We start from the raw sequence: 26,128 nt of genomic DNA, 5'->3' as shown, positions 1-26,128 counted from the left end.
TAATACACTGGACGCATTTGCCGCTTCATTTATAAAGGGCGTTCTGGATAATCCGGTATACTGTGGAAAGCTGGCTTATGGACGAAGGAAAAACGAGAAAGTTTCTGGTACAAGAAATGAATACCGCATTGTAAAGCAGGAAAATTATATGCTGCACGATGGTATCCATGAAGGGATTGTTTCAGAAACAGACTGGGAGCTGGCACATCAAAAACGGGAAAAAACAGGTGTGAAATATGAAAAGACACATAGTTTCGATCATGAGCATATTTTATCCGGAATATTGAGATGCCCATTATGTGGAAGTGGTATGTATGGAAACGTGAACCGAAAGAAAAAGAAAGACGGAACCTTATATAAGGATTATTTCTATTATGCCTGCAAACATCGTCGCCTGGTAGATGGTCATAAATGTGGATATCGTAAACAATGGAGCGAGGAGAAGATTAACAATGCAGTGGAAGAAGTTATTCGGAAGCTGGTGAAGAATCCGAAATTTGAAGAAGCAATTCTGAATAAAATCGGTTCAAGAATAGATACAGAAGAAATAGAAAAAGAGATTGAAAGACTGGAAAAACAGCACAGGCAACTGACCGGAGCAAAAGCAAGACTTGGACAGCAGATGGATAGTCTGGATATCATGGATAAATTTTATGAAAAGAAATATCAGGATATGGAGACACGCTTATATCGTCTATATGATGAAATTGAAGGCGTGGAGAATAGTATAGAAGAAGTTAAGAATCGCCTGCTGAATATCCGGCAACAGAAAATATCAGAAGAAAACGTCTATCAATTTCTTTTATATTTTGATAAACTATATGATAAGTTCACCGACCTGGAGAAAAAAGAATTTCTTAATAGCTTTGTAGAACAGGTGGACATTTACGAGCAGGAGCAGCCAGATGGCAGATTCCTGAAGCACATAAAGTTCCGTTTTCCGGTGTATTTTGGAGACAGGGAAATACAGGAACTTTGTTGGGACAACGAAAGTACCGTTGAGACTGTGTGCCTTTTGGGCAAACGAAAACCAGATGCCAAGGTAAAAATAGGCATTGATATGGATGATTATTACCGTATCAGGGAGAATGCTGAAAGCAAATAAACCTTTGCAAAACCGAATAATACACTGAAACAAAGCAAGACAGAAGCTGTTGATGCGTTAGAAGATAACGTGTCAGCGGCTTTTTCTTTTTATATAATAGGAAAGTTCGACATTCGTCGAACTCTTGATAAAAAGAGCCCGCACAAAAGCGGGCATAGAAAACAGACGATAGATTAAAAGAAGTCGATGTAAAAACCTTCTTCAAATTCATCGTCATCGAGGTCATCATCCTCGGTAAGAAAATAGTGCATATCCAAAAGGTCAGAGTCTGTCATGTTTTTGATCAGATTGGATGTCATTCCCTCTGGAGGATTCTTGCTGTATTTTTGTCTGAGTTCCTCTATAAGCTTTGCATCCATGGTTTAAATTCCTCCCTGTCTGTTAATAAGTTCAGTATGATACAGACAGGCAGAAAAATCAAGCAGAGCGGCATTTAGCTTTTGCCATGGCCCTTTCGTAAAGTTCTTGAAGAGGAACTCGTTTATGATTGTGATAGATTTCTACTAAAAGCAATGCTGCGTGGACTTCGGAAGTAGAAGAACAGTTCGAGTATATGTATCGGCTGTTCTTTTTTTGCTTTTGAAGATTAAAATGGTAATGTTTTTCTTGTGTACAGTAGAGTGCCATAGTATAATAAAATCAGTTTTTTGCATAAGTTTAAAAGCTTAAAAAGGACGATCGGCAAACCAGATGAAAGTCTGGGACGCAAAGCTACAGGGCCTGTAAAATGGCAGCCAGTTGCATGAAATGAGGTGCACTGTCTGTTTGGCAGTGCTTTTTTACGGTGTTATTTCATAGACGTGACTATAACAATTCTATTAGGAGAACTTGTAATGAAAAAGAAAAAATGGAGCAAGGTTTTGTCTGTATTTTTAGTGATGGTGACAGCCGTATCGCTTCTGTCAGGCTGTGGCGGGAAGAGTGCGGAAAAAGAAGATGCAGAAACAATCACAGTATATTTATGGAGCACAAACCTGTATGAAAAATATGCACCATATATCCAGGAACAGCTTCCGGATATCAATGTCGAGTTTGTTGTAGGGAATAATGATTTGGATTTCTACAAGTTCCTTGATGAAAACGGTGGATTGCCGGATATTATAACCTGCTGCAGATTTTCCCTGCATGATGCAAGTCCCCTGAAAGACAGTCTGATGGATCTTTCCACAACCAATGCGGCAGGTGCTGTCTATGATACCTACCTCAGCAATTTCAGGAACGAGGATGGAAGCGTAAACTGGCTTCCTGTGTGTGCAGATGCCCATGGTTTTGTAGTGAACAAAGACCTTTTTGAAAAATATGATATCCCGTTGCCAACAGATTACGAGAGTTTTGTTTCCGCCTGCCAGGCATTTGACAAAGTGGGTGTTCGTGGATTTACGGCAGACTATTCTTATGATTATACCTGTATGGAAACACTGCAGGGTCTGTCTATATCAGAGTTGTCTTCTGTGGAAGGACGCAAGTGGCGGACGGTCTACAGTGACTCGGAAAATACAAAGAGAGAAGGTCTGGACGATACCGTCTGGCCAGAGGCTTTTGAACGTATGGAACAGTTTATTCAGGATACAGGGCTTAGTCAGGAAGATTTGAATATGAATTATGATGATGTTGTTGAGATGTACAAAAGTGGCAAGCTTGCCATGTACTTTGGCAGTTCTTTCGGTGTAAAAATGTTCCAGGATCAGGGCATTAACACAACATTTCTTCCATTCTTTCAGGAGAACGGTGAAAAGTGGATTATGACTACGCCATATTTCCAGGTGGCCTTAAACCATGATCTGACAAAGGATGAAACACGCAGAAAGAAAGCAATGGAGGTACTGGATACAATGTTTTCAGAGGATGCGCAGAACAGGATCATTAGTGATGGACAGGATCTGTTAAGCTACAGTCAGGAGGTGGATATGCAGCTTACGGAATATCTGAAAGATATAAAACCTGTGATCGAAGAAAACCATATGTATATCCGTATTGCGTCAAGTGACTTTTTCTCTGTTTCCAAGGATGTGGTTTCCAAAATGATCTCAGGAGAATACGATGCAGGGCAGGCATACCAGTCATTTAATTCTCAGCTTCTTGAGGAAGAAACTGCTTCTGAGGATATCGTGCTGGATTCACAGAAGTCGTATTCCAACCGTTTCCACAGCAGTGGAGGAAATGCAGCATATTCTGTTATGGCAAACACGCTACGTGGCATCTATGGGTCAGATGTGCTGATCGCAACCGGAAACAGCTTTACGGGAAATGTGCTGAAAGCCGGTTACACAGAAAAAATGGCAGGTGACATGATCATGCCAAATGGTCTGGCGGCTTACAGCAGCAAGATGAGTGGGGCCGAGCTGAAAGAAATAATCAAAAACTTTGTAGAAGGCTATGAGGGAGGATTTATTCCGTTTAACCGTGGCTCTTTGCCAGTGGTTAGTGGTATTTCTGTGGAAATTAATGAAACGGAAGATGGCTATACATTAAGTAAAGTTACAAAGGATGGAAAGGCAGTTCGGGATGAGGATACTTTCACGGTGACCTGTCTTGCCACACCGCAGCATATGGAAACTTATCCTGTAGATGAAAATATGATATTTGATGGAGGAGCTACATCTGTGAAAGATACCTGGACAGCATATGTTTCAGGTGGTAATGCCGTTCTTGCAGAACCTGAAGATTACATAACCCTGAGGTGAGAAAAATGGATGTTAAGAATTATAATAGAAATAGAAAGAAACCTGTCAGGAAAAAAGGATTAAGAATAGTTGCTTTTCTTCTTCTCTTTATAGGAGTTGTTCTGGCTGTTTTCCGATATTATAAGTTTATGTCGAAATCTATTTACGAGGAAAGTGTTTCTCATCTGACGGAAGTTCTTCATCAGTCTGATCAGATGCTGAGAGAACTGACAAATAAGAACCTGACTTACCTCCATATTTGGGGCGAGAATCTGCAGAATATTTCCGGTGAAGACGAGATCCGTGATTATATAAAGAAAGCGCAGGAAGATGCAGGCTTTTTGGAATTCTTTTTTCTATCATCTGACGGTGACTACAAGATGGCGACAGGTGAAACCGGGTATCTTGGATTACAGGAAAATATTGAAGAGGATATCCGGCAGGGAAATGATGTGATAGCGAATGCAGCAGTTCCCGGAAAATCCCAGCTGCTTGTTTTTGCCACACCTAAGGCGCATGGAATTTATCAGGGATTTGAATATGATGCGATTGCCATTGCTTATGAAAATTCTGATATCGTAGATGTACTGGATATTTCTGCTTTTGATGGAAATGCCCAGAGTTTTATTATTCATCCGGATGGTCGTGTTGTGATTGATCATTCTTCCGAGTTATGGGGGAACGTGTATAATTTCTTCGGTTTTCTGAGTAGGTATTCTGATATGTCTGAAAAAGAGATCAATGTCCTTTTGGAGAAGTTTAAAGCGGGACGTACTGATGCGATGTTGCTGAATCTGGATGGAAGAAATTATTATCTGGTCTATGAAAAATCGGATATTCAGGACTGGATGTTTCTGGGACTTGTCCAGGCTGATATTGTCAATGCCAGTATGAACAATCTGCAGTTTACCACGATGCTTCTTGTTGGAGCTGTTGTACTTTGCATTGCTGCCTTTTTTATCAGTCTTATTATCCAGAAAAACAGGAAAAATCTCAGAAGAAAGGATGTGGAGATCCGGTACCGTGATGAGCTGTTTCAAAAGCTTTCAATGAATGTGGATGACGTTTTCCTGATGCTGGATGCCCAAACATATCAGACGGATTACGTCAGCCCTAATGCGGAAAAACTGCTGGGTATTACAGTAGAACAGATTCGCAAGGATATTCGTGTTTTAAGAAAACTGCACCCTGCAGATTCTGAAGACTCGCAGAAGAATCATCTGAAAGAAATTCCGGTTCATGAACAGCAGGAGTGGGATTGTGAATTTATACATCGGAAGACAGGGGAAAGGCGCTGGTTTCATAATATTGCAATGGGAAGTGAGGTAAACGGGGAAAAGAAATATATTCTGGTTATGTCAGACCGTACCTCTGACCGGAAAATGAACCAGGCTCTTTCTGAGGCAGTCCATGCGGCAGAGACTGCAAATAGGGCGAAGAGTATTTTTCTTTCCAATATGTCTCATGATATCCGGACACCAATGAATGCGATTATTGGATTTACAACATTGGCTGCAAGTAATATTGATGACAAAAAAAGGGTTCAGGATTATTTGGGCAAAATTCTTTCTTCCAGTAAGCATCTGCTTTCACTGATCAATGATATATTGGATATGAGCCGGATTGAGAGCGGAAAGATCCATCTGGAAGAAACAGAAGTCTGTCTGTCGGATGTGCTTCATGATCTGAAGACGATCATCAGTGGACAGATTCATGCGAAGCAGCTGGAGCTTTATATGGATGCCATGGATGTTACGAATGAGGATGTCTATTGTGACAAACTGCGGCTGAACCAGATACTGCTGAATCTTTTGTCAAATGCGGTTAAGTTTACTCCGGCAGGCGGAACCGTTTCTGTCCGTCTCAGACAGTACCCGGGAAAAGTAAAAGGCAGCGAACTGTATGAATTTCGGGTAAAGGATAACGGAATTGGAATGAGTCAGGAATTTGTACAGAAGATCTTTTCTCCTTTTGAGCGGGAGCGGACTTCTACAGTCAGCAGGACTCAGGGTACGGGACTTGGAATGGCCATTACCAAGAACATCGTGGATATGATGGGCGGTACTATTGAGGTTCAGACAGAGCAGGACAAAGGCACCGAGTTTATAGTCCGTCTGCCATTTCGGACTCAGCCTGAGCATCATCGCATAGAGAAGATTTCGGAACTAGAGGGTCTTAAGGCATTGGTTGTAGACGATGACTTTAACACCTGTGACAGTGTAACAAAGATGCTTGTAAAGGTTGGAATGCGTTCGGAATGGACAGTCTCGGGTAAAGAGGCTGTTCTCCGTGCACGACAGTCAATGGAGCTGGGGGATGCATTTCATGCTTATATCATTGATTGGCGTCTGCCGGATATGAATGGAATTGAAGTTACACGTCAGATCCGCAGTCTTGATGACAATACGCCGATCATTATTCTGACGGCATACGACTGGTCAGATATCGAAACAGAAGCCAGAACTGCAGGAGTGACTGCATTCTGCGCGAAACCTCTGTTTATGTCAGATATCAGAGAGACTCTGATGGCTGCCATCGGTCAGAAACAGGCCCAGGCAGAGGATAAGATTCTTCCGGCAGCAGATTTAGATTTCAGAGGCAGGCGTATACTTCTTGTGGAAGATAATGAACTGAACAGTGAAATTGCAGTGGAAATTCTGAAAGAATATGGATTCCTGGTTGATACAGCAGAAAATGGAGCAGAGGCAGTGGAGAAAATTAAAAATTCAATACCAGGGGATTATGATCTGGTACTGATGGATGTGCAGATGCCTGTAATGAATGGATATGAGGCTACCAAGCAGATCCGTGCGCTTACTGATCCGGCACTGTCGGGAATTACCATTCTTGCCATGACTGCTAATGCTTTTGATGAGGACAGAAAGAAAGTTCTGGAATGCGGTATGGATGGATTCTTATCCAAGCCAATAATTATTGAAGAATTGATCGATACGTTACAAAAGAATCTGGATTAGGTGCCTGGAACATCATAAAACCCACAAGGTAGAAGAGGGAAATGGAAATCAGGCAATCAGGAGCCTTCCAGGTGCATGGAAAAATTTTTACTGTAAAAAAGGGATGAGTCTGGAAATGTAATCCATGTTTTATGTACGGTCCGTAGTATCAGCGATTCCAAGAGACGTGAAGAGGATCTTAACTTTGCTGCGGAAGCAGCAAAGCGGGAAGCCGAAATGAAAACAAGGTTTCTGGCAACGATGAGTCATGATATCCGTACACCACTGAATGGTATTATCGGTATGGTAAATATGGGAAATCAGTACGCAGATGATCCACAGATGCAGCAGAAGATCAGAGAAAAGGTAATGGAATCCCTGAAATATCTGGTGTCTCTGGTAAATGATGTGCTGGGTATGAATAAACTACAGAGCGGAGATTTGAAGGATTCTGTCGAATATTATGGACAATGCCATAAAATTCAGTCAGGCGGGTAGTGTGCTCATGGTCGGGGTTAAGGAAGAGTTTCTGCCTTTAACTGTCACAAGATCAAAGTTTTTATGTGTCACGGATAATTCGGCAGCCAATTCGCTGACAATGTCGATTTTAGAAATTGCCTTGTTATACAGCACAAAAGCATAATTCAAAACAATGCCGTTACAGGAAAGCATAACCGAAACTGCCTGATGCCCATAGTCCTGTTTGCCTTTCAAATGAGATTGATGAAAATACGCATCTTCAATCGGATGCAGAGCCCGTGACGAAGGCTTTGTCTTTGCAGCTATCGTATCGTCAACAATACAGAAAACAGGTTTTCCGGTGAGGGCTGCTTCTGAATAAATAATCTCAATGACAGGCCGTTTTAATGTATCTGAAAGCAACGATTCATCCCACTTTCCAGAGTTGAGGAAATGGGCAATTGTAGTTCTATGGCAGGAACTGTTTTTGGCAAAATCCGTGGTTTTTCCATGGTATCCAGAAAGAAAGATGATAATCAGGATACTCATAAGATGATTGATCATTCGATTAGAATACGATTTGCATAAATCTAATTTTTTAAACTGGTTGTATATGAATGCTGAATGATGTATAGTATTTGCAGGAGACACCTTCTTTCGTGAATGCTGTAAATGTTGGTTTGGTCACTTTCATTATACAACACAATCGAATTCAAGGTGTCTTTCTTTTATGCAAAATCACGAACTTGCTCATTTATAGTATAAAGATAAAATGCGTAGTAAGAATTCAAATAAAAATAAAAGGAGGCTATAACAATGAGTAAAACAGAATGGACGAAAAAAATAATAATCATTGTGATTGGTTCGATCATAGCAGCATATGGCATTACCCTTGCATTGTATGCGGGATTTGGAGGGGCAACCCTTGCTGTTTTGTGGCAGGGGATTTCAAGGACATTTCATATAAGTATAGGCATGGCATCTCTGATTGTAGCCATAATTATGATCGTATTCTCATTTTTCTATGACAGATCACAGATACATATTGGTACGATTATTTATCAGCTTGTGTATAGCCTCTGTGTTGATTTGTTTGCAAATGCACATGTGTACAGTACGCATTTGTGGGTGAATGCACTGATTATGTTGCTGGGAGTCATGCTTTTTGCAGTCGGAACAGGAGTTTATGCGGCAGCTTCACTGGGACGTGGTTCTTACGAGGCATTAACCTTTTCTCTTGCGGAAAAGAACGGCTGGCAGGTAAAAGCAGTGCGGATGATACTGGATATTGTTATGGTACTTACCGGAGTTTTGCTGGGGGGAAAGTTTGGCATATGTACAATCGTAACGATCATTATCTCAGGACCGATTATTCAGTTTACAGCATCAAAAACTAAAAAGTTATTAAAAAAATAAAGATGTGGATTTGGTGAAAATCGTCACCGGCGGGAGTATCCAGAAGCAGTCCGACGCCTGATCTATACGACCAACACCATCGAAGGATTTAACCGCCAGCTCCGAAAAGTCACAAAATCAAAAACTGTATTTCCATCGGATGACAGCCTGCTTGACATGCCTGGAAATTGCATTATAATACAAACAAGGACAGAGTCCCCAAAACGGGCTCCGTCCTCGATAACTAATGACATATCTTATATCAGTTTTTTCTGTTTACACAAAACTTGAAACAGTCTCAATTACCGCTCTGTAGATTACAGCACAATTAAAAACTTTGTTTTCAATGTTACTAAGGATATCCGCATGACAGACATACCTACATGGAAACAGAAATTAGAACAGCAGTATATCAATCTTGCATTTGACCCTGCAGCAGCATTGAGTGATTTATCGAAGAAGGAGGCCTTCTATTTGAAAAAGAAAAAAGATGAAGTAACTATCCGTTCCAGTGCAGCAGAATACCTGACCTATGTTGCCTCTGTTGGTGGTCAGCAGGATAGTATTGAGATGCGCTATGAGGATGGGAATATATGGCTGACACAGAGGATGATGGCCACATTGTATGACGTTGGTTTGCCAACGATAAATGAACATAGCAATATAATCTTCAAATGATTATTGCGGTTGGATTCAAGGTTAATAATGAGCGAGCAGTACAGTTTCGTAAGTGGGCCAATGGCATCGTGAAGGACTACGCCATCAAAGGTTGAGTCATGGATGATGAACGCCTGAAAAATGGTGGCTCTGTGCTCACAGTAGAATATTTCGACCATTTGCTTGAGCAGATTCGAGAAATCCGTCTCTCTGAGCGTAGATTTTATCAGAAGATAACAGATATCTATGCTACAGCTCTTGATTATGACCGAACAGCGAAAACAACAAAGCAATTTTTTGCAAAAGTGCAGAACAAGATGCACTATGCAGTTCACGGACATACAGCAGCGGAGTTGATTTACGAGCGAGCCGATGCAGATAAGCCACACATGGGATTAACTACATGGGCTGCAGCTCCGGAGGGCAAGATTGTAAAAAGTGATGTCAGCATTGCGAAGAATTATCTAACAGATAAGGAAATGCGTTCATTGGAGCGTATTGTATCTGCTTATTTGGATTTGGCAATGGAACGCTGCAGACATCAACCCTGACGGGTGCAAAGATCAAAGAAATGGCAAAAGAAGGCTGTGATCTCAATGGAAACGGATATCCTTATCCATATGTGCTTCTGACCAAAGATGGAACCGATCTGGAGGACGAAAAAGAGTACACCGTTGTGATCTGTGGTTTCTTAAAAGGAATGGAAGACGAGCTGAATCAGCAGGATACCGGAATCGTCGGTCTTGATGCAGCAAAAGAATATCTGAAGAACGTAAAAGAAGTTTCATCCGGTACGCTGGATGACAGTCTGGTCAAAGAACAGAAAAAAAGACCATTATGTGTACGGATGTTGTGATCGAAGAAAATACGTATTACATGGTTTTAAAGAAGCTGGACGGATACGACTGGTCGATGCTGATGCTGGTGCCGACATCGGATCATTATGCGCAGATGTGCCTGCGGGTAGCGGATAATGGAATCGGTATGAGCAAAGAATTCCGGAACAGCAGCCACCCGCTGGCAAAGAAAATCCCGATTCTTGCGATGACAGCCAACGCATTTTCAGAAGATGTGCAGAATGCCTTCAAAGCGGGCATGAACGCACACATAGTAAAACCGGTGGATATGAAGGTACTGATAAAAACAGTGCGGAATCTTCAGACGGGCGCCGGAGCGGCAGGAACTTTAAATTGAAAAAATCCGGCAGAGTGTTTATAATGGATGGGAAAAACAAAACAGAAAGGCAATGCCGTTATGCGTAAAATTACAGAATTAAAAGAAAAACAGGAGATTGCGCTTGGAATATTACTGTATCTGGATGAAGTCTGCCGGAAACATCACCTGATCTATTTTGCAGCAGATGGAACGCTGCTCGGGCTGATCCGGCATCAGGGGTTCATTCCGTGGGATGATGATGTGGATGTCTGGATGCCGAGAGCGGATTATGAAAAACTGGAACAGATTGTAAACAGCGAAACGGATACACCGTACCGCGTCATGAATTTTCATAATACAAAGGGTTTCACACTGGCATACGGAAAGCTGGTACACACCGGAACGAGTCTTGTTGAGCACGTGGCAGGAGCTGTGGATACCGGTCTTTTCGTCGACATTTTCCCGTTTGACGGACTGCCGGAAAAAGATACACCGGAGTACGACCGTCACTGGAAAAAGCTGCTGTTTCTGGAAAGCCAGCGGATGAATGCATTCCGCACCTACCGCCAGACCTTAAAAGGAAACAAAGGAAGCTTCGCAAAATGGTGCAAATGGGCGATCCGGAAATGTTATGGAAAAGAGCGGATTCTGCGCGAGATGGAAAAAGAGTGCAGAAAGTACCGCGCGGAGGACTCAAAGTGGGTGGCCTGCCAGTGCGGCGGTTACCGCAAGTCGGACGCGATTCCCAAAACAGCGATCGAAGAGATCGTGCGCCTTCCGTTTGAAGGCCATCTGATCAATGCCCCGGCGGGATACGAGACGTATCTTCACACCCTGTACGGCGATTACCATCAGCTTCCGCCGGAGGATCAGCGTCATCCTGCGCATGTGGGAGATGCCTACTGGCGTTAGAACAGAGAAAAAAGCAGATGAGAGGTAAGCAATGAGTAAAATACTGGTGCTGGGACGTACCATGGACATGGGCGGAACGGAAGTGGCCATGGCAGCGCTGCTGCAGAAACTGGTGGAGAAAAAAGAAGATGTAACGCTTCTTCTGGTCGAAAAAAGAGGCGTTCTGCTGGAGCGGATTCCGAAGGAAGTGGAAGTGCGCCAGATGATCTGGGACAAAAAGCCGCATCCGGCTTTGGAACGGATTGTGGGAAAACGGGAGACACCGGCAGAACGGTCTTTCTATGCCAGAGGAATGGGCGTATTTCTGATGCGCGTCGTGTATGGAAAGAAACGGTATGGAAAACTGTATGAACGGATTCTGGAGTGTGTGGAGCCGGAAACAAAACAATACGATCTTGTTTTCGACTTTTTCGGATTCGGTGCGTTCACAACCGCATTCGGAGCCAGAAAGACGAATGCGCGGAAGAAAGCGGTCTGGTTCCACGGAGAAAATCTCTGGTGGCTGTTCCGGACCAGGGACTTTATTCCGGAGTATGATAAAATTTACTGCGTTTCCGAGCCTGTCCGGAAACAGGTCATTGCCCGTTTTCCAGAACTCGCGGACCGGACAGAGGTTCTGCTGAATTTCATTGACATCAAACAGGTGCAGAGACGGAGTGAGGAGCCCCTTAGCGATCCGCAGTACACAGGAGAGCTGAAATTTCTGACGGTGGGAAGAGCTTCGGAAGAAAAAGGATATGATATTGCGGTGCAGATTACGGCGGAACTGAAAAAACGGGGACTTTGCTTCAAATGGTTCATCATCGGTGATGGAAGAGATCTGAACAAGCTGCGGACCATGGCAAAGGAATATCAGGTGGAGCAGGAAATTATTTTTCTCGGAATGCGCGAAAATCCTGCGCCGTACGTAAAATCCTGCGACCTGTATCTCCAGCCGTCCCGTCACGAAGGCTATCCGATTACGATTGTAGAGGCGAGAAGCCTGCAGAAGGTCATCATCGCTTCCGATATTCCGTCCATGCGCGAGCAGATCCGGGATGGGGAAAACGGATATCTCTGTCCGCTGGATGTGATGCAGTTTGCCGATAAAATCCAGAAAGTGCTGGCAGATCAGGAAGGACGCGATGCGGTCAGAAAGAAGCTGCGGGAGGAACCCATTGATTTTTCAGCGGGATATGCGCAGATAGAAGCGTTTGCAAAAAAATAAAAGAGAAACAGCAAGAAAAAACGCCAGAACCGGCGATAAGATATTTCCGGTTCCGGCGTTTCTTTAGTTCTGGCGTCCCTGCTTGCTCTGCTGCTTGTTTTCATACATATATTTATCTGCTTTGTCAAACAGCGTGCGGAGCGTACATTCGTTGTAATCGGTGGAAAGTGCCAAGCCGTGGGAATAGCTGATGCGGAACTGGGTTCCGTAGCCGTTGAACTGTTCGACTTCGTTCTGAAACTCTGTGAGGATTTCTGTGATGCTTTCGCGGGTTGCATCATAGATGACCGCCATAAATTCATCGCCGCCGTATCTTCCTACGAAATGCTTCGCGGGAATCGAGTTTCGCAGCAGCCGGGCAAAGTTCAGAATCAGCTGGTCGCCGATGGAGTGGCCGAGGCTGTCGTTGACGCGTTTCAGGTTGTTCATGTCAAAGACGATACAGGCGGTAGGAGTTTTGATGAATTCCACATTGTGGAACAGCTCTTCGCACTTGCTCTTGTTCGGCAGTCCCGTGTGAAGGTCGATGTAGGCTTTCTGTTCCAGCTGGCGGTTGGCATGGGAAACTTTGACTGCGGCAACCGTTTCATCTGCCATCTGGAAATACGTCTCGCTCATGTCTACCAGATCCGCCGTTCCGTTTTCTCCGGATCTGACCTTCTGAATTTCATTTTTCAGTTTATCCCAGTAGGCAATCTGGACATCCAGTTTTTTCTGATAATCCTTGTCGGAAAGACTCACGAGATCGTAGTGGCCGTCCTCGTATTTCAGTACGCTTAAGATATCGTCCAGGTAAGGTCTATCTCAAATCCGGAAAGATCCCAGACTTCAATACTCTTTTTTCCCTTCCTGAAGCTCCTTTTTCTCCCCTTGTCCCGCTGAAACATGCTTTCCGCATCCTGAAACAGAAGCCTTCTTTCATCTTTCAGACGGATTACCGTTTCTAAACCGCATTCCTTCAAAGTATTGATAAACGGGGCATTCAGGTACAGTGCATCCGCCACAATCACATCTGCGAAATGACCATGCCTTTTCTTTAAACGCCGGATGAGCCTTTTCGCTCCTGTCAGTTCCCCTTCATCTTTTTCTGAACCATCTCTGGGTTTCAGCATTTCCTGCCCAAAGATCACATGCGGCGATTTTCCTACCGTCATACATACCACACTTCGATGAAAGTATTCTGTCTTCCCCGTCCCGTTCTTCCGGCTCAGGCAGTCTGGACAGGACTTTTTTGTACTGCTGAATAATTCCACCCCATCAATACCTGCCGCAACATATCCGCCTATGGTTCCTTCCCGAAATACGCGGTTGCGTTTCAGAACATCAATCGTCTGCGCGTGAATTTCCTCGATTTCTTTTGGATCAATCCGGGAAAGAAGATCCCTGACTGCATCAACTTTTGGGATTTTTCCACGGATACAGTTTTTCGGTCGTTTCTCCATGCTTTCCGGCGCTGAAAAAATGGTATGAAAACTTTCATACTGAAGCATCAGGAAAATCAGCACTGGCATAACGATATTAAACAACGGGATGGGTTTTCTTTTTCTTTCATCGGATAAACCCTTGATTTTTTGTGGAATTTTGTATACACTTTTCATATAAGTTAGCAGTTTCTTCAATGCTAATTTTTCATTAAGGACACCTTCTTTCGTATGTTTGTGGGGTAACATAATTATACAATAAAAGGTGTCCTTTTTGATTGTTTATGTCTACAATTGGAAGCGAGGTGAAGCATTTGGAAAAAGAAAAACAGAAAACAGAGAGAAAAGAACATATTCTGGTCTGTCTGTCATTTTCGCCGTCCAATGAAAAAATTATCCGGACTGCGGCACAGATGGCCCGGGCATTTGGTGCTAATTTTACAGCACTGTATGTGCAGACCGCGGAACCGGCAGAGAAAACGCCGGAGGATCAGGCAAGGCTGCAGAAGCATATCCGCCTGGCAGAACAGAGCGGGGCGGAGATTGTAACGACGCACAGCGAGGACATTGCCCTGCAGATTGCAGAATATGCGAGAATTTCCGAAGTAACGCGGATTGTCATTGGAAAAAGCATGATGGATCAGGGATTTTTTCGAAAGAGAAGGGGATGGACCGAACGGCTGACCGATCTGGTGCCGGATTTGGAAATCCATATCATTCCGGATTCCAATATCATTACCATATATCTGGTCGGCGTTATGATGACGTCCATTCTGACCAGCGGTTATACCTGCAGCGTAATCAGTTCTGTGATCAGTGTAGTGCTGTTTAACTACTTCCTGACAGAACCGCGTCTGACACTGTACGCGTACGGTTCCGGTTATCCGGTGACCTTTGCCATCATGCTGGGCATTTCCATTCTGACAGGTACGCTTGCATCAAAATTAAAAGAGAATGCAAAGCTGTCTGCGCGGGATGCGTTCCGGACGAAAATTCTTTTCAATACCAGCCAGCTTCTGCAGAAGGCAGAGGATGCGTCGGAGATTTTTGATATTACAGCGACAAAGCTTGTAAAACTGCTGGGAAGGGATCTGACGGCCGCACCGGCAGGGGCACAGGAGAGCAGAATTGTCCGCGGAACACTTTACAGCGCGCAGACAGGAGGAAAGACGGAAAAAATCTTTGACCTAAGGGAACAGGAAATCATTCAGTGGGTTCTCGACAGCCGGAAAAGAGGAGAAAAATGTCTGGATCGCGGTGGAGGACAACGGCCCCGGGATTCCAAAAGAGTCCAGAGAGCATGTGTTTGAGATGTTCTATTCCGGGAAAAATAAAGTAAGCGACAGCCGCAGAAGCCTTGGCCTTGGACTGGCACTCTGCCGTTCGATTGTAAATGCGCACGGCGGGGAGATAGCACTTTATGACTACGGTCCACAGGGCTGCTGCTTTCGGATTAACCTGCCGCTCAGTGAGGTGAATTTGAATGAATAAGACATTAATTCTGGTTGTGGAAGATGATACGCCGGTTCACAACCTGATTACTACGACGTTAAAAACACACGATTATAAGTATATTTCTGCAAAGAACGGTGCGGGTGCCATTATGGAGGCATCCACACATAATCCCGACATTGTTCTGCTCGACCTTGGCCTGCCGGATATTGATGGCGTAGAGGTGATTGAAAAGATTCGAAGCTGGTCGAATATGCCGATTATCGTAATCAGTGCAAGAAGTGAGGACAGCGATAAAATCGAGGCATTGGACGCAGGAGCGGATGATTATCTGACGAAACCGTTTTCTGTGGAGGAACTGCTGGCCCGCCTTCGAGTCACACAGCGCCGTCTGTCCCAGATGCAGGCAGAAAATGGAGTCCAGTCGGCTGTCTTTGAAAACGGCGCACTGCGGATCGAGTACGCAGCGGGGTGCGCATATCTTGACGGAGAGGAACTTCATCTGACACCAATCGAATACAAGCTGCTCTGCCTGCTGTCGCAGAATGCAGGGAAGGTGCTGACGCATACGTTTATTACACAGAAAATCTGGGGAAGCAGCTGGGAGAACGATATCGCTTCCCTCCGTGTTTTCATGGCGACGCTTCGGAAAAAGCTGGAAAAGAACGGAGAGCAGACGCAGTATATCCAGACGCATATCGGGGTTGGCTACCGGATGCTGAAGGTAGAGTAAAAGAAGAAAAAATTTGACTTTACAGGCCTAAAATGATAGCATAAAGGACAGAGAACGCAGTTTTGGGAGGACGAAAAAACGGATGATGAAAAACCTCGAAGTACTGGAGGAAATTAGAAAACAGGGAAAAAATCTGATCGAGACAAAACGGGATGAGTTTGTAAAGCAGAATCTTTTATCGGACGAGTTTATTCAGATGATGCAGAAGAACAAAAAGCCGTTCGAGCTTCTGATGTCGTATTATCAGTGCGCCATTATGGAAATCGAGACAAAGTTCCGGGTGCTGAATCAGGAATACTCGCTTTCCTATGACCAGAACCCGATTGAAGGAATCAAAACAAGGGTCAAATCGTATGAGAGCATTATGCGGAAAATCCGCGTGAAAGACATCCCGGTCACACTGGAGTCTATCGAGGAAAATATCCGCGATATCGCCGGTGTGCGTGTGATCTGTTCTTTTCCAAGCGATATTTATAAGCTGGCAGACAGTTTTCTGAAACAGGATGACATTACGCTGATTGAGCGGAAGGACTATATTCAGCATCCGAAGGAGAGCGGCTACCGCAGTCTTCATCTGATCGTTCAGGTGCCGATCTTTTTACAGGATACAAAGAAACTGGTCTACGTGGAAGTACAGTTCCGTACGATCGCGATGGATTTCTGGGCGAGTCTGGAGCATAAGATGCGCTACAAGAAAAATATTCCCGAAAATCATGTCAAATATCTGCAGGATGAACTCTACGACTGCGCAAGACAGAGCGCGGAGCTGGACAACCGTATGCAGAATATCCGGAATCTGATTGCAGAGGAAGCAGAAGAGGAAGACCACTGCACCTTTGTAACGCTGCCGATGCGATGACGGATTTGAAACAAGGAGGATGCAAAATGAAACAGTGTATGGATGCAGATAATCTTCACCGTCACCTGAAAAAGATCATCGGTTAGGTGCAGGCGATCGAACGTATGGTGGATGAGGACGTGCCGTGCGAGGATATACTGGCGCAGATCAATGCGGTAAAATCGGCACTTCATAAAGTAGGACAAGTTGTCCTCGAGGGCCATATCCAGCACTGCGTGCGCGACGGCATCGAGCACGGAGATGCGGATCAGACGATTGTACAGTTTACGAAGGCTGTGGAACGGTTTGCAAATATGAAATAAAAATAAGAAGATAAGATGAAAAGAGAACTTCCGGCAGGAGCAGAAAAAAGATGCTTCGTCAGAAGTTCTTTTTGTTTTTCTGATTTTGAAAAACTCCTCTTGACAACCAATACCCCTATAGGTATACAAGGAGGAAATAGTGTGAAAAAGTTAGAGGAGTTTCTCGAGTTGGGGAGGAACGAAGAAGGACATCACGCTGGCATGCGCCGACAAGAGCAAAAAGCTTTTCGTCTTCCTTGTGTAAATCGATTATGGTAAAAATCCTCCCAAAAACAAAATAGAAATAAGTCGTTGTATCCTGTTTCTATCGTACCGGATTTTGCAGAAAAGACAAGTGCGTACCTGAAAGTGACATGGTTTCCAAAAGATACTAATGGACTTCGAAATTAAAGAATCAGCTCCTGTTCCCGGAACAGTGCGTCGACCGCCTCTTCATACTCGGCAAGCCGGTTCGCCTTTTTGATCTTTTTCAGATATTTCTGCGGATTGGTAAACGACATTCCAAGATAAATCCAAAGTGCTTTTAATTTGAACAGCACATTTTTATCCCCGGAAATCACACACGCATAACCGGCGCAGAGATCCTCACAGAACGCGTGCAGCAGCTCTTTATCGGGAGCAGAGGCTTCGCCGCCTGCCGGATCTGCACTGCGCAGCATCCCAATCAGCCACGGATTCTGCAGTACCCCGCGTCCGAGCATCACTTTCTCCGTGTCCGGAAACTCACGGCAGAGATTCTGAAAATCATCGGGTGAGAAAATGTCACCGTTGTAGCAGAGCGAGCAGCGGCTCGTCTCATACGCTGTCCGGTAGCACTCCATGCGCGGCGTAAATTTATAGAAATCTTTCTGAATCCGCGGATGAATGATCAGTTCCTCGAGCGGATATTTGTCGTAAACCGTAAGCAGATCCTCCCACTCGTCGGTATCCGTTGTGCCAAGCCGCGTTTTGATCGAGATGCGGCAGTCGCACGACGAAAAAATCTCATCGAGAAACGCGTCGAGCGTATTCGGCCACGCGAGCAGCCCGGAGCCGCGCCGCTTGGCGACAACCGTGCCGGACGGGCATCCGAGGTTCAGATTGACGGTATCGTAACCGTACTCCCTCAGTTCCTTTGTCAGGAACAGAAAATCCTCCGCCTGATTAGTGAGAATCTGCGGAATCACCGTCATTCCTTCGTTGTGCTCCGGGAGAATATCGTTCCGTTCGCGGGAACTCATTTTTTTATTTGTAATAAACGGCGTGAAATAACGGTCCGCCGCCGGAAAATATTTGTGGTAAGCATTCCGGTACACATACCCGGTCAGCCCTTCCATCGGGGCGAGATAAAACTGCATGATGATAAAATCCTTTCGAAAAATAGTCAGGGAACTGCAGAAAATGACTGCATTTCCCAATATCCAAAAGTGTACCACAAAACCATGGAAAACGACAGAAAAAGTTCCTACAGAAAGTGCAGTCAGACACCGAGAAGCACGGAAAATACAAAATATACTAAAATAGTGGGAAAAATAGAGAAAAATGCAGAAAAGGTCTTGACTTTAAAGTGTACTTGAATGATACACTGATTCCAGAAGGAAACATAAGGGAGGAATTTCAAGATGGAAAAAGTAAAAAAAGTAACCCTTTCCGGCATGCTCTTTGCGATCGGCCTGATCCTGCCGTTCTTCATCGGCCAGATCCCGGCAGTTGGAAAAATGCTCCTGCCATGAACGGCTGGAAGCATACTACGATATGAAGGTCTTCCTCACGATCGATCCGATCGAGCAGATCCAGAGAATTGAAAAGCGGAACGGGAGTGAAAAGGCGGTGGAATTTCAGAAGAAATGGATTCCGCTCGAGGAGCTGTATTTTGAAAAATGCCGCACCAGAAGCCGGTGCGACGTCTGTTTTACAATGTGTGATGAGATGTAGAAAAAATCCGATACAGAATCTTTTTTGAGGGGTCCTCAAAGATTTCTGTACCGGATTTTTCTAATTCTGCATATGAATCTGCTCGCCCGTCACCGGCGCAAAGCAGCGAAGCGTTTCGCCATCAAGATTCTCGCGGTGCATATCAACCGCAGAAATCTGATGATTGTCATACGTCGTATAATAGTAAATTCCCTGCGTCGCATTGCAGCAGGAAGTATAGAGCGTGATCTCATACTTTCCGTCCGCCACCTCGCAGCATCCTCTCTGCTGGTCAACAGAATTTAAAATATGGAAAAACTGGCTGACACTCTCCGTTTCGCTGTTTCCCGAGATCGAGTTCTGCTTTACAAACGCCACGCGTGCAAAGCGGGAAGCAGACGAGAGGTCGCCCGGCAGTCCAAGACCGCCCATGCCACGGCTGTACGTAGAAAGATCGAGCTGGTTGGAAAACGTGTTGGCCGGCTGTTTCGGTGACAGATGCAGGTAATTGTTCAGTGAGAACATCTGCATTGGAAACGGCGGATTGTTTGTCAGAACGCCGACCGGATTGTCGTAGACATGCAGACCGTCCGCCGTGGATTCCACGGTGATGGCACCCGATGCATCTGCGATGATCCAGTGAAGCTGTGCGAGCGGAAGATTCTTTTTAAAAGGTGTGCTGATGAGATTGATACGGGAGAGGGATTCTTTTGCTTCCGCAAGCGAAGCACATGTACCGAGAATCCACGGGATCAGCTCGAACTGCGCGATATTGTCTTTCTCCGGTTTCGGATCGAAATAAACGGCATTTCCTACAAAATTAAGGCCGGCGATACCAAGCCCCTTTTCATTGAACGCCTCATAATAGAGCGGGTAATCATCCATCACACACGCCATGCCGATCATTGCATAGTGATGGGAAAGGGACGGCATATGAAGAAAGGAAAACGGATAATTGCGAGGTGTAACGGTGATCTGGTCGCCATAGGAAAATTCATAATCGAGTGTGCGACCCATATAAAAGTCGCGTGTTTGATAGGTTGCTGCTGTACACATAGAAAAACTCCTTTCGATGGACGGGTTGTCATTGCTGTAAGGTATCATAGCACAGAAGCGGAGGAACGAACAGGAGAAAAATATGAAAAAAGTATAAAAAAGTATAAAAAAGGATCCTGTCAGGCAGGATCCTTCAGAGTGGAGACAAAACCCTGCTTTTGCAGGGTTTGCTATGGGTGTTTTTTGAGGGATGATTGCTCAGATACGCTCCGGGTCGCTGACCGGTATCTGTTTCGAAGCAGCAGATCAGACATAGATGCTGTGATTTGAAAGGACGCTGCAGGAAGAGGTGGAATTACGCAAGATGCTTCCGGAAGCGTTCTATGACAGCAACGGATTCTGCACTGACAGGTTTCGGAACAGCGGACGGTTTTGCAAGAAAATAGCCCTGCAGGAGATCAACATCCAGTTCCAGTACCTTCAAAAGTTCAGCTGGAGTTTCCAGACCCTCGGCAATGATTTTCATGCCTCTTTGATGTGCATAGGAAACAATATTTTCTACGATCTGCTGCTTGTCCGGATCGGAGTCGATATCGCGGATGATGGAAAGATCTAGCTTGATATACGCCGGTGCAAGCTCCAGAAGCGTTTTTTCATTGCTGTAGCCGCTGCCGTAGTCATCCAGGGCAAATACACCGGAAAATCCCGGCATCTCACGTTTTTTCAGCAGAGCTGTAAGATCCGGTGAATCCTCCTCTGTGATCTCAATGACAATCCGATCCTGAAGAAAGCTGTATTGTTCGACGTAAGCCACTGCCTCGTCGTGATTCATGTATTGGCTTGCAATCGAATTGACAAAGAGAAGCTCATCACCGCGTATCTGATGGGTGGAGAGGAATGTGGCATAGGATTTTGCAGAGAGAAACATAGTCAGACGTTCTATTTCATGCAGGCACTCTTCCTCGTGAGCCAGCTGCAGGATCTGATCCGGACGAGTAAGTGCCGGGAGATTTCCGCGCATCAGCGCCTCGTAGGCGTAGATACTGCCGTCCGTGGCGGAAACAATTGGCTGGAAGTAATACGTAAACAGCTCTTCATTCAACATTTTATGGAACAGGCGGCGCATCTCGGTTTCCTTTGCATTTTTTGTAAAAAGCTCCAGATCGAATTCGGTAATGTACCCTTTTTCTGCTTTCTTTACCTGGTACATTGCGAAATCCGCATATTTTTTCAGCGTAGACAGATCTGTACTGTTTTCCGGATACCAGGAAACTCCGCCGGAAAGGCGAAGGGGCAGTTTACGACCACTTGGCAGCTCCAGGGCTGTATTTGAAACCGCAAGGGAAAGATTCTGCAGAAGTGCTCGAATTTCTTCCTGCGATTGGTAGCCGTAGAACAGAAGATTAAATTCATCGCCGGAAATACGGGCACAGAGCGTTTTAGCCGGCACAGAGGAGATAAAACACTGTCCTGCCTGCCGGATATAGGCATCGCCCCAGTCGTGGCCGAAGGTGTCGTTGGTGCGTTTTAGATTGTCAAGGTCGATCATCAGAAGGGCAGCGTGACCGAGAACTTCCGAATGCTCAAAAAGAGCTTCACTTTCCCGCTGAAACGCGCGTCGATTGTAGAGACCGGTCAATGCATCGTAATCACGCTCGTGCTCCATGCGCTGCCGTTCCAGCATAACGGAGGTAAAATCTTCGACAAGTCCGATCTGCGCATAGCCCTCGCGGGAGGTCTCCATACGGATGTAGCGGATTGTTCCGTCAGAAAATGAAATTTCATACACCTTAGAATGTCCGACCCATACGGTATGAGAATGTGTCTGGTCAAATTCACGCAGCATCTGCTGGAAATACCGGGTGGAAAGCCCGGAGACATCTTCAGATGGAAGGTTGAGCATGGGAAAAAGTTCTTTGTGACATAGACCGTGTTGAGATCAAAACGCATCTCATAGCCACCCAGTTCAATACTTGCCATTTCCATGATACGCAGGAATTTTGTGGAGGTTGTCAGAATAATATGGATACTGCCGTCATCGGAAAAGTCACCTTCTTCCAGGTAATTGGGAAGATAGGCAGCCTTTTCTTTCTCTGTAAGATAAGGGGAAAGATCAACGACCTGTCCCATCTGCTCAAGCGTATAGGCGGTATCGGCGTAGGCGGAAAAAATATTTGGCATGGCAAGGGCACCAACCCTTCCTTTGGCGGCATCGAGAACATTTTTTTCCAGGTCATTGATGCTGCCCTGACTGGAGGCTTCGACCGTAATATGCTCTTTTTTTCCGATCGTTGTATTGAATTCCTCAACAAGACGTTCAAAGGAAGCTAACTGATCTCCGTTGTAATACGTCCATACGGTCAGCGTAACGGGTTTGTCGGAGGCGCGGCATCCGCCAAGAAGCGATACAGCGAGAATAGAACTCAAAAGAAAGGTTGTGACTTGATTTGAAAGAATTATAACATAAAGGAACAGGAGCCGCAATCGAAATTAAGCCGTGGAACAGAAAAGTTGTTACAGTTCACTGGTTCCCAGCGAACTGTAACATTCGCAGCCCTCATTTAAAGTTTTGCTTCGCAAAAGGAGGGCTGCTCACGCCTGAATCACTTTCTTACGCAGCGAAACAGCAAGTGTTTCACTGCTGAGTGAACAGTAACGAAAAGTTACCTGTTGTTTGCCGGGTACCGGTGAAGTGTAATGCAGCAGGAAAGAATCCGGTAAAGGAAAAAAGCTCCGCCGGAAAAAAAGGTGGTATTTCCGGTGGAGCTCTGTGAAAAAAGTGATCAGAATTTTACTGATGATAATAAGAGAGGAAGTCGGTGATCTTTTCAACCGCATCCTTTAAAACTTCAATTCGCGGCAGGTAAACAACGCGGAAGTGATCCGGCTGTCCCCAGTTGAAGCCGCCGCCGTGGACGATCAGAAGTTTTTTGTCGCGCAGCAGATCGAGAGCAAATTTTTCGTCGTTTGTGATATTGAACTTTTTCGTGTCAATTTTCGGGAACATGTAGAACGCAGCTTTTGGTTTGACTGCGGTGATACCCGGAATATCGCAGAATGCCTTGTAAACGTATTCGCGCTGCTCGTAAATCCGTCCGCCCGGAATGATGTAGTCGTTGACACTCTGGTGGCCGCCAAGAGCGGTCTGGACAACGGACTGTGCCGGAACATTGGAGCAGAGACGCATGTTGGAGAGCATTTTGAGCCCTTCAATATAGTCCTTTGCGATAGCTTTATTTCCGCTTAAGATCATCCAGCCGATACGGAAGCCTGCGATCATGTGCGATTTGGAAAGACCACTGAAGGTGACACAGAACAGATCCGGTGCGAGGGATGCAATAGAAACATGCTCGAGACCGTCCATGACGAGCCGGTCATAAATTTCATCGGAAAAGATGATCAGCTGATGTTCTCTGGCAAGCTCGACAATCTGCTGCAGTACCTCTTTCGGATAGAGTGCACCGGTCGGGTTATTCGGATTGATGATAACAATCGCTTTTGTGCGGTCGGTGATCTTCTTTCGCATATCATCGATGTCCGGATACCATTCGGACTGTTCGTCGCAGATGTAGTGGACGGCTTTTCCGCCGGCCAGCGTTGCGCAGGCAGTCCAGAGAGGGTAATCCGGGGATGGGATGAGGATTTCATCCCCGTCATCCAGAAGAGCGGACATACAGAGGTTGATCAGCTCACTGACGCCGTTTCCTGTATAAATATCATCAATAGAAACATTTGGCAGTTTCTTTAACTGTGCGTATTGCATGATTGCTTTTCTTGCGGAGAAAAGTCCCTGGGAAGGAGAGTAGCCCTCACAGTCGGTAAGCTGATGACTCATGTCGTAGATGACCTCATCCGGGGTACGGAAACCAAAAGGAGCCGGATTTCCAATGTTCAGCTTCAGAACCTGCGTGCCGCACGCTTCCATGCGGTTGGCTTCTTCTACGACAGGTCCGCGGACATCATATAAGACATTGTCGAGTTTTGATGATTTTTTAAATTCTCGCATAGGGGAACCTCCTGTTTTTTTCTGGGAAAGAGAAGCAGCAGATGGATCAGAACAAGATTCTGTCGAATCAGAAACCGTATCTGCCGTATAGTTTACTGTGGAATCTTTTGCAAGCAGCCAGTCGGGATCGACCTGGAGCACATCGGCCAGAAAGTGAAGAATGTCGGAGCGCGGAACCGTTTTTCCGCTGACATACTGGCTGACATGGCTTTTTCCAAGCTTCACACCGCGCCGCTGGGCCGCTCGGATCAAATCGACCTGCTTGAACTGTTTCGCCTGCATGGCTAGTTTCAGACGGTCGGAAAAGGTTTCGTTTGTCATAGAAAATCTCCTTAAGATAGAATACAAAATAAAAAAAAGTTCAAAACTGTGCTTATTGTAGCATGGACAAGAAAAAAGTTCAATAGAAAAACTGAAAATTGTAAAAATGTTGAAAAGTTCAAAATTAAAGCGAAACAAGTTCAATTATAATATTGTCTATTCTGTACAGGTAAAGCGTTAAACCTTGCGCATTTTGCAAATTGACAAACGATGAGATTTCGGTAGAATAAAAAAATAGGATGCTATGCGTTTCTGTTGGGATCCGCCAATAGAAACGGGAGAGAAAGGAAGGAAAATGTATGGGGGAAGGTCATAAAAAACTGAATTTTTCCGATTGTATGGGACTTGCGATCGGACAGATCATCGGTTCGGGCATCATGGTACTGACGGGAATCGTCATCGGTCTGACAGGACACGGCATTGCCGCAGCGTTTATTTTAGGTGCCGTGCTTGCCATTATCACCTGTGTACCGTTCATCATCCTGACGTCCGCAATCCCGTCATCAGGCGCCGGCTTTACTTACATCCGACGATTGATGGGTGAAAAAGCCGGCTTTATGTACATTGCGATGTTTGTCTTAAGCCAGGTTCTGATCGCAACGTACGCGAAAGGCTTTGCGAGCTATTTCTGCTCGATTTTTCCACAGTTTGGCGAGTCGGCTGTCGCAATGGCAGCACTTGTAATCTGTACCGCCGTCAATCTCATCGGACTGAAATCGAGCGCACTGGTGCAAAAGGGCATGGTTGTGCTGTTGCTTTTGAGCCTGTTCTTATTTATTGTATTCGGTCTGCCCAAGGTGAGCTGGGATGCCCTGACACCGACGGTATCCAACCTGATGCCGAACGGTCCGAAGAACTTTTTCACAGGCGTAGCGCTTTTAAGTTTTGCGTGCGGAGGCGCAAAATTCGTTGCGGAGAACGGAGATGATATCGTGGAGCCGTCCCGCACGATTCCAAAGGTTATCGTGCTTTCCACGAGTATCGTTGCTGTATTCTACGTGCTGATCGGTATCGTGGCAGGCGGCGTGCTTCCGGTCGAAACGGTCGCATTTCAGAATCTGACGCTTGTCGCACAGGAGATTTTTCCAACCTGGCTGTACCTGTTTTTCGTGTTCGGTGGTGCCGTATTTGCGCTGCTTACCACCCTGAACGGAACCTTGAGCTGGGTGACAAGAGGACTGCAGGCTGCCGCAAAACAGGGCTGGCTGCCGGAAAAAACCGCGGAGGAGAATAGAAACGGTGTTCCGGCGATCCTTCTGATGGTCTTTTTCCTGATGGGCGCCATTCCGATCCTTACGGGAATGGATCTGACATTGATTTCCAACATGGGTGTCGGAACCGATATGGTGACGGAATTTATGGTACTCCTGGCCTGCTGGCGTCTGCCGGATATCTTCCCGGAAGAGTATCAGAAATCTGCGTTTTGTATGAAAAAGCGGACACTTCACATTCTGCTGTTTTTCATCGGCATTCTGATGATCGGAACCTCGTATGTCAATCTGTCGGATCTTACCGTTCCAGCGGCGATCGCATGCGGCATCTATATTCTGGTGATGTTTGTTTACACGCAGGTCCGATACCCGTATGTGAAGGCAAAACAGGAAAAGAAAGAAGACAAATAAAGAAGAGAAATGGAGA

At 45.3% G+C, this 26,128-nt stretch carries 26 protein-coding genes, 2 pseudogenes and 1 riboswitch; of the genes and pseudogenes, 19 read left to right on the top strand and 9 right to left on the bottom strand.

Annotated features, from left to right (window positions below):
- Positions 1-1,105: recombinase family protein (locus DWX26_RS01105; protein WP_199676789.1), on the top strand; the 1,105-nt coding region annotated here is incomplete at its 5' end.
- A 173-nt stretch (positions 1,106-1,278) separates the two neighbouring features.
- On the opposite strand, the gene DWX26_RS01100 is transcribed toward DWX26_RS01105, so the two are convergent.
- Positions 1,279-1,464 (bottom strand): hypothetical protein, encoded by a 186-nt coding sequence (locus DWX26_RS01100; RefSeq protein WP_118600579.1) that lies wholly within the window; start codon positions 1,462-1,464, stop codon positions 1,279-1,281.
- A gap of 311 nt (positions 1,465-1,775) precedes the next feature.
- Positions 1,776-1,851, top strand: a riboswitch (cyclic di-GMP riboswitch).
- An 87-nt stretch (positions 1,852-1,938) separates the two neighbouring features.
- Between DWX26_RS01100 and DWX26_RS01095 the strand changes: the two genes are divergently transcribed.
- From DWX26_RS01095 to DWX26_RS01085, 3 genes are all read left to right on the top strand, one after another.
- The gene (locus tag DWX26_RS01095) at positions 1,939-3,789 is read left to right on the top strand and encodes an ABC transporter substrate-binding protein (RefSeq protein ID WP_055265263.1); all 1,851 of its coding nucleotides are present in this window, start codon (positions 1,939-1,941) and stop codon (positions 3,787-3,789) included.
- A gap of 5 nt (positions 3,790-3,794) precedes the next feature.
- A complete protein-coding gene (locus DWX26_RS01090; RefSeq protein ID WP_118600577.1) occupies positions 3,795-6,743 on the top strand; it encodes a hybrid sensor histidine kinase/response regulator in 2,949 nt (982 codons plus the stop codon).
- A gap of 216 nt (positions 6,744-6,959) precedes the next feature.
- The gene (locus DWX26_RS01085) at positions 6,960-7,220 is read left to right on the top strand and encodes a sensor histidine kinase (protein ID WP_055219527.1); all 261 of its coding nucleotides are present in this window, start codon (positions 6,960-6,962) and stop codon (positions 7,218-7,220) included.
- On the opposite strand, the gene DWX26_RS01080 is transcribed toward DWX26_RS01085, so the two are convergent.
- Positions 7,209-7,730, bottom strand: a complete 522-nt coding sequence (locus DWX26_RS01080) for a transposase (RefSeq protein WP_243030458.1) — start codon at positions 7,728-7,730, stop codon at positions 7,209-7,211. The two genes, DWX26_RS01085 and DWX26_RS01080, sit on opposite strands and share 12 nt — an antisense overlap.
- A 267-nt stretch (positions 7,731-7,997) precedes the next feature.
- On the opposite strand from DWX26_RS01080, the gene DWX26_RS01075 reads away from it, so the two are divergent.
- From DWX26_RS01075 to DWX26_RS01045, 7 genes and pseudogenes are all read left to right on the top strand, one after another.
- Positions 7,998-8,597, top strand: coding sequence for a YczE/YyaS/YitT family protein (locus DWX26_RS01075; protein ID WP_022461476.1), 600 nt, complete (start codon positions 7,998-8,000; stop codon positions 8,595-8,597).
- A 33-nt stretch (positions 8,598-8,630) separates the two neighbouring features.
- Positions 8,631-8,747: pseudogene (locus DWX26_RS01070) on the top strand (transposase); the annotation flags it as partial.
- A gap of 303 nt (positions 8,748-9,050) precedes the next feature.
- Positions 9,051-9,778 (top strand): annotated as a pseudogene (rhuM, locus tag DWX26_RS01065) (RhuM family protein); the annotation flags it as partial.
- A 26-nt stretch (positions 9,779-9,804) separates the two neighbouring features.
- The gene (locus DWX26_RS01060) at positions 9,805-10,089 is read left to right on the top strand and encodes a hypothetical protein (protein ID WP_055265269.1); all 285 of its coding nucleotides are present in this window, start codon (positions 9,805-9,807) and stop codon (positions 10,087-10,089) included.
- Positions 10,071-10,427, top strand: a complete 357-nt coding sequence (locus DWX26_RS01055) for a response regulator (RefSeq protein ID WP_118600575.1) — start codon at positions 10,071-10,073, stop codon at positions 10,425-10,427. Before DWX26_RS01060 ends, DWX26_RS01055 begins: the two co-directional genes overlap by 19 nt.
- A gap of 27 nt (positions 10,428-10,454) precedes the next feature.
- Complete coding sequence (locus DWX26_RS01050) at positions 10,455-11,300, top strand: LicD family protein (protein WP_022461471.1); 846 nt, start codon at positions 10,455-10,457, stop codon at positions 11,298-11,300.
- A gap of 31 nt (positions 11,301-11,331) precedes the next feature.
- Positions 11,332-12,507 carry a glycosyltransferase gene (locus DWX26_RS01045; RefSeq protein ID WP_117814473.1) on the top strand — a complete coding sequence of 392 codons (1,176 nt, stop codon included), beginning with the start codon at positions 11,332-11,334 and terminating at the stop codon, positions 12,505-12,507.
- Positions 12,508-12,570: 63 nt separating this feature from the next.
- Here DWX26_RS01045 and DWX26_RS01040 read toward each other — a convergent pair whose 3' ends face one another.
- Complete coding sequence (locus DWX26_RS01040) at positions 12,571-13,248, bottom strand: GGDEF domain-containing protein (RefSeq protein WP_242998566.1); 678 nt, start codon at positions 13,246-13,248, stop codon at positions 12,571-12,573.
- Between the two features lie 35 nt (positions 13,249-13,283).
- Complete coding sequence (locus tag DWX26_RS01035; RefSeq protein ID WP_227093614.1) at positions 13,284-14,033, bottom strand: transposase; 750 nt, start codon at positions 14,031-14,033, stop codon at positions 13,284-13,286.
- Positions 14,034-14,242: 209 nt separating this feature from the next.
- Here DWX26_RS01035 and DWX26_RS01030 point away from each other — a divergent pair, with 209 nt between their 5' ends.
- The 6 genes from DWX26_RS01030 to DWX26_RS01010 all read left to right on the top strand — a co-directional run bounded on the left by DWX26_RS01030 (position 14,243) and on the right by DWX26_RS01010 (position 17,532).
- Complete coding sequence (locus DWX26_RS01030) at positions 14,243-15,238, top strand: DUF4118 domain-containing protein (RefSeq protein ID WP_055265279.1); 996 nt, start codon at positions 14,243-14,245, stop codon at positions 15,236-15,238.
- Positions 15,186-15,419, top strand: a complete 234-nt coding sequence (locus DWX26_RS17025) for a sensor histidine kinase (protein WP_243030456.1) — start codon at positions 15,186-15,188, stop codon at positions 15,417-15,419. The genes DWX26_RS01030 and DWX26_RS17025 overlap by 53 nt, the downstream gene beginning before the upstream one ends.
- Positions 15,412-16,113 carry a response regulator gene (locus DWX26_RS01025; RefSeq protein WP_022461465.1) on the top strand — a complete coding sequence of 234 codons (702 nt, stop codon included), beginning with the start codon at positions 15,412-15,414 and terminating at the stop codon, positions 16,111-16,113. The genes DWX26_RS17025 and DWX26_RS01025 overlap by 8 nt, the downstream gene beginning before the upstream one ends.
- An 82-nt stretch (positions 16,114-16,195) precedes the next feature.
- Entirely contained in the window at positions 16,196-16,972 is a 777-nt protein-coding gene (locus DWX26_RS01020; protein WP_022461464.1) for a GTP pyrophosphokinase, read from the top strand.
- Between the two features lie 86 nt (positions 16,973-17,058).
- Positions 17,059-17,274: a metal-sensing transcriptional repressor gene (locus DWX26_RS01015; RefSeq protein ID WP_242998571.1), complete on the top strand. Its 216-nt coding sequence runs from the start codon at positions 17,059-17,061 to the stop codon at positions 17,272-17,274.
- 15 nt (positions 17,275-17,289) lie between these two features.
- Entirely contained in the window at positions 17,290-17,532 is a 243-nt protein-coding gene (locus DWX26_RS01010; protein WP_117814475.1) for a hypothetical protein, read from the top strand.
- 128 nt (positions 17,533-17,660) lie between these two features.
- Here DWX26_RS01010 and DWX26_RS01005 read toward each other — a convergent pair whose 3' ends face one another.
- Entirely contained in the window at positions 17,661-18,611 is a 951-nt protein-coding gene (locus tag DWX26_RS01005; protein ID WP_118600573.1) for a tRNA dihydrouridine synthase, read from the bottom strand.
- Positions 18,612-19,008: 397 nt separating this feature from the next.
- Here DWX26_RS01005 and DWX26_RS00995 point away from each other — a divergent pair, with 397 nt between their 5' ends.
- Positions 19,009-19,188 carry a hypothetical protein gene (locus DWX26_RS00995; protein WP_055219510.1) on the top strand — a complete coding sequence of 60 codons (180 nt, stop codon included), beginning with the start codon at positions 19,009-19,011 and terminating at the stop codon, positions 19,186-19,188.
- A 60-nt stretch (positions 19,189-19,248) separates the two neighbouring features.
- Here the strand turns inward: DWX26_RS00995 and bsh are convergent, their stop codons facing one another.
- The 4 genes from bsh to DWX26_RS00975 form a co-directional block, all read right to left on the bottom strand.
- The gene (bsh, locus tag DWX26_RS00990; protein WP_055219508.1) at positions 19,249-20,223 is read right to left on the bottom strand and encodes a choloylglycine hydrolase; all 975 of its coding nucleotides are present in this window, start codon (positions 20,221-20,223) and stop codon (positions 19,249-19,251) included.
- A 295-nt stretch (positions 20,224-20,518) separates the two neighbouring features.
- Complete coding sequence (locus DWX26_RS00985; RefSeq protein WP_242856423.1) at positions 20,519-21,829, bottom strand: bifunctional diguanylate cyclase/phosphodiesterase; 1,311 nt, start codon at positions 21,827-21,829, stop codon at positions 20,519-20,521.
- Positions 21,799-22,590: a hypothetical protein gene (locus DWX26_RS17020; protein ID WP_243030454.1), complete on the bottom strand. Its 792-nt coding sequence runs from the start codon at positions 22,588-22,590 to the stop codon at positions 21,799-21,801. Before DWX26_RS17020 ends, DWX26_RS00985 begins: the two co-directional genes overlap by 31 nt.
- A gap of 364 nt (positions 22,591-22,954) precedes the next feature.
- Positions 22,955-24,490, bottom strand: coding sequence for an aminotransferase class I/II-fold pyridoxal phosphate-dependent enzyme (locus tag DWX26_RS00975; RefSeq protein WP_118600571.1), 1,536 nt, complete (start codon positions 24,488-24,490; stop codon positions 22,955-22,957).
- A 299-nt stretch (positions 24,491-24,789) separates the two neighbouring features.
- On the opposite strand from DWX26_RS00975, the gene DWX26_RS00970 reads away from it, so the two are divergent.
- Complete coding sequence (locus DWX26_RS00970; RefSeq protein WP_055219502.1) at positions 24,790-26,112, top strand: APC family permease; 1,323 nt, start codon at positions 24,790-24,792, stop codon at positions 26,110-26,112.
- Positions 26,113-26,128 lie beyond the last annotated feature (16 nt).

Origin of the sequence: Blautia sp. AF19-1, assembly GCF_003479155.1 — a bacterium.
Classification (GTDB): Bacteria; Bacillota; Clostridia; order Lachnospirales; family Lachnospiraceae; genus Fusicatenibacter; species Fusicatenibacter saccharivorans.
Note: the sequence above shows the minus strand (reverse complement) of the source record. Positions and strands in the feature narration are given on the sequence as shown.

Coding starts and splice junctions, on each gene's coding strand:
- DWX26_RS01100 (WP_118600579.1), bottom strand. CDS start 1,464: ATGGATGCAAAGCTTATAGAGGAACTCAGACAAAAATACAGCAAGAAT.
- DWX26_RS01095 (WP_055265263.1), top strand. CDS start 1,939: ATGAAAAAGAAAAAATGGAGCAAGGTTTTGTCTGTATTTTTAGTGATG.
- DWX26_RS01090 (WP_118600577.1), top strand. CDS start 3,795: ATGGATGTTAAGAATTATAATAGAAATAGAAAGAAACCTGTCAGGAAA.
- DWX26_RS01085 (WP_055219527.1), top strand. CDS start 6,960: ATGAAAACAAGGTTTCTGGCAACGATGAGTCATGATATCCGTACACCA.
- DWX26_RS01080 (WP_243030458.1), bottom strand. CDS start 7,730: ATGAGTATCCTGATTATCATCTTTCTTTCTGGATACCATGGAAAAACC.
- DWX26_RS01075 (WP_022461476.1), top strand. CDS start 7,998: ATGAGTAAAACAGAATGGACGAAAAAAATAATAATCATTGTGATTGGT.
- DWX26_RS01060 (WP_055265269.1), top strand. CDS start 9,805: ATGGCAAAAGAAGGCTGTGATCTCAATGGAAACGGATATCCTTATCCA.
- DWX26_RS01055 (WP_118600575.1), top strand. CDS start 10,071: ATGTGTACGGATGTTGTGATCGAAGAAAATACGTATTACATGGTTTTA.
- DWX26_RS01050 (WP_022461471.1), top strand. CDS start 10,455: ATGGGAAAAACAAAACAGAAAGGCAATGCCGTTATGCGTAAAATTACA.
- DWX26_RS01045 (WP_117814473.1), top strand. CDS start 11,332: ATGAGTAAAATACTGGTGCTGGGACGTACCATGGACATGGGCGGAACG.
- DWX26_RS01025 (WP_022461465.1), top strand. CDS start 15,412: ATGAATAAGACATTAATTCTGGTTGTGGAAGATGATACGCCGGTTCAC.
- DWX26_RS01020 (WP_022461464.1), top strand. CDS start 16,196: ATGATGAAAAACCTCGAAGTACTGGAGGAAATTAGAAAACAGGGAAAA.
- DWX26_RS01010 (WP_117814475.1), top strand. CDS start 17,290: ATGAAAAGAGAACTTCCGGCAGGAGCAGAAAAAAGATGCTTCGTCAGA.
- DWX26_RS01005 (WP_118600573.1), bottom strand. CDS start 18,611: ATGCAGTTTTATCTCGCCCCGATGGAAGGGCTGACCGGGTATGTGTAC.
- DWX26_RS00995 (WP_055219510.1), top strand. CDS start 19,009: ATGAAGGTCTTCCTCACGATCGATCCGATCGAGCAGATCCAGAGAATT.
- bsh (WP_055219508.1), bottom strand. CDS start 20,223: ATGTGTACAGCAGCAACCTATCAAACACGCGACTTTTATATGGGTCGC.
- DWX26_RS00985 (WP_242856423.1), bottom strand. CDS start 21,829: ATGGAGCACGAGCGTGATTACGATGCATTGACCGGTCTCTACAATCGA.
- DWX26_RS00975 (WP_118600571.1), bottom strand. CDS start 24,490: ATGACAAACGAAACCTTTTCCGACCGTCTGAAACTAGCCATGCAGGCG.
- DWX26_RS00970 (WP_055219502.1), top strand. CDS start 24,790: ATGGGGGAAGGTCATAAAAAACTGAATTTTTCCGATTGTATGGGACTT.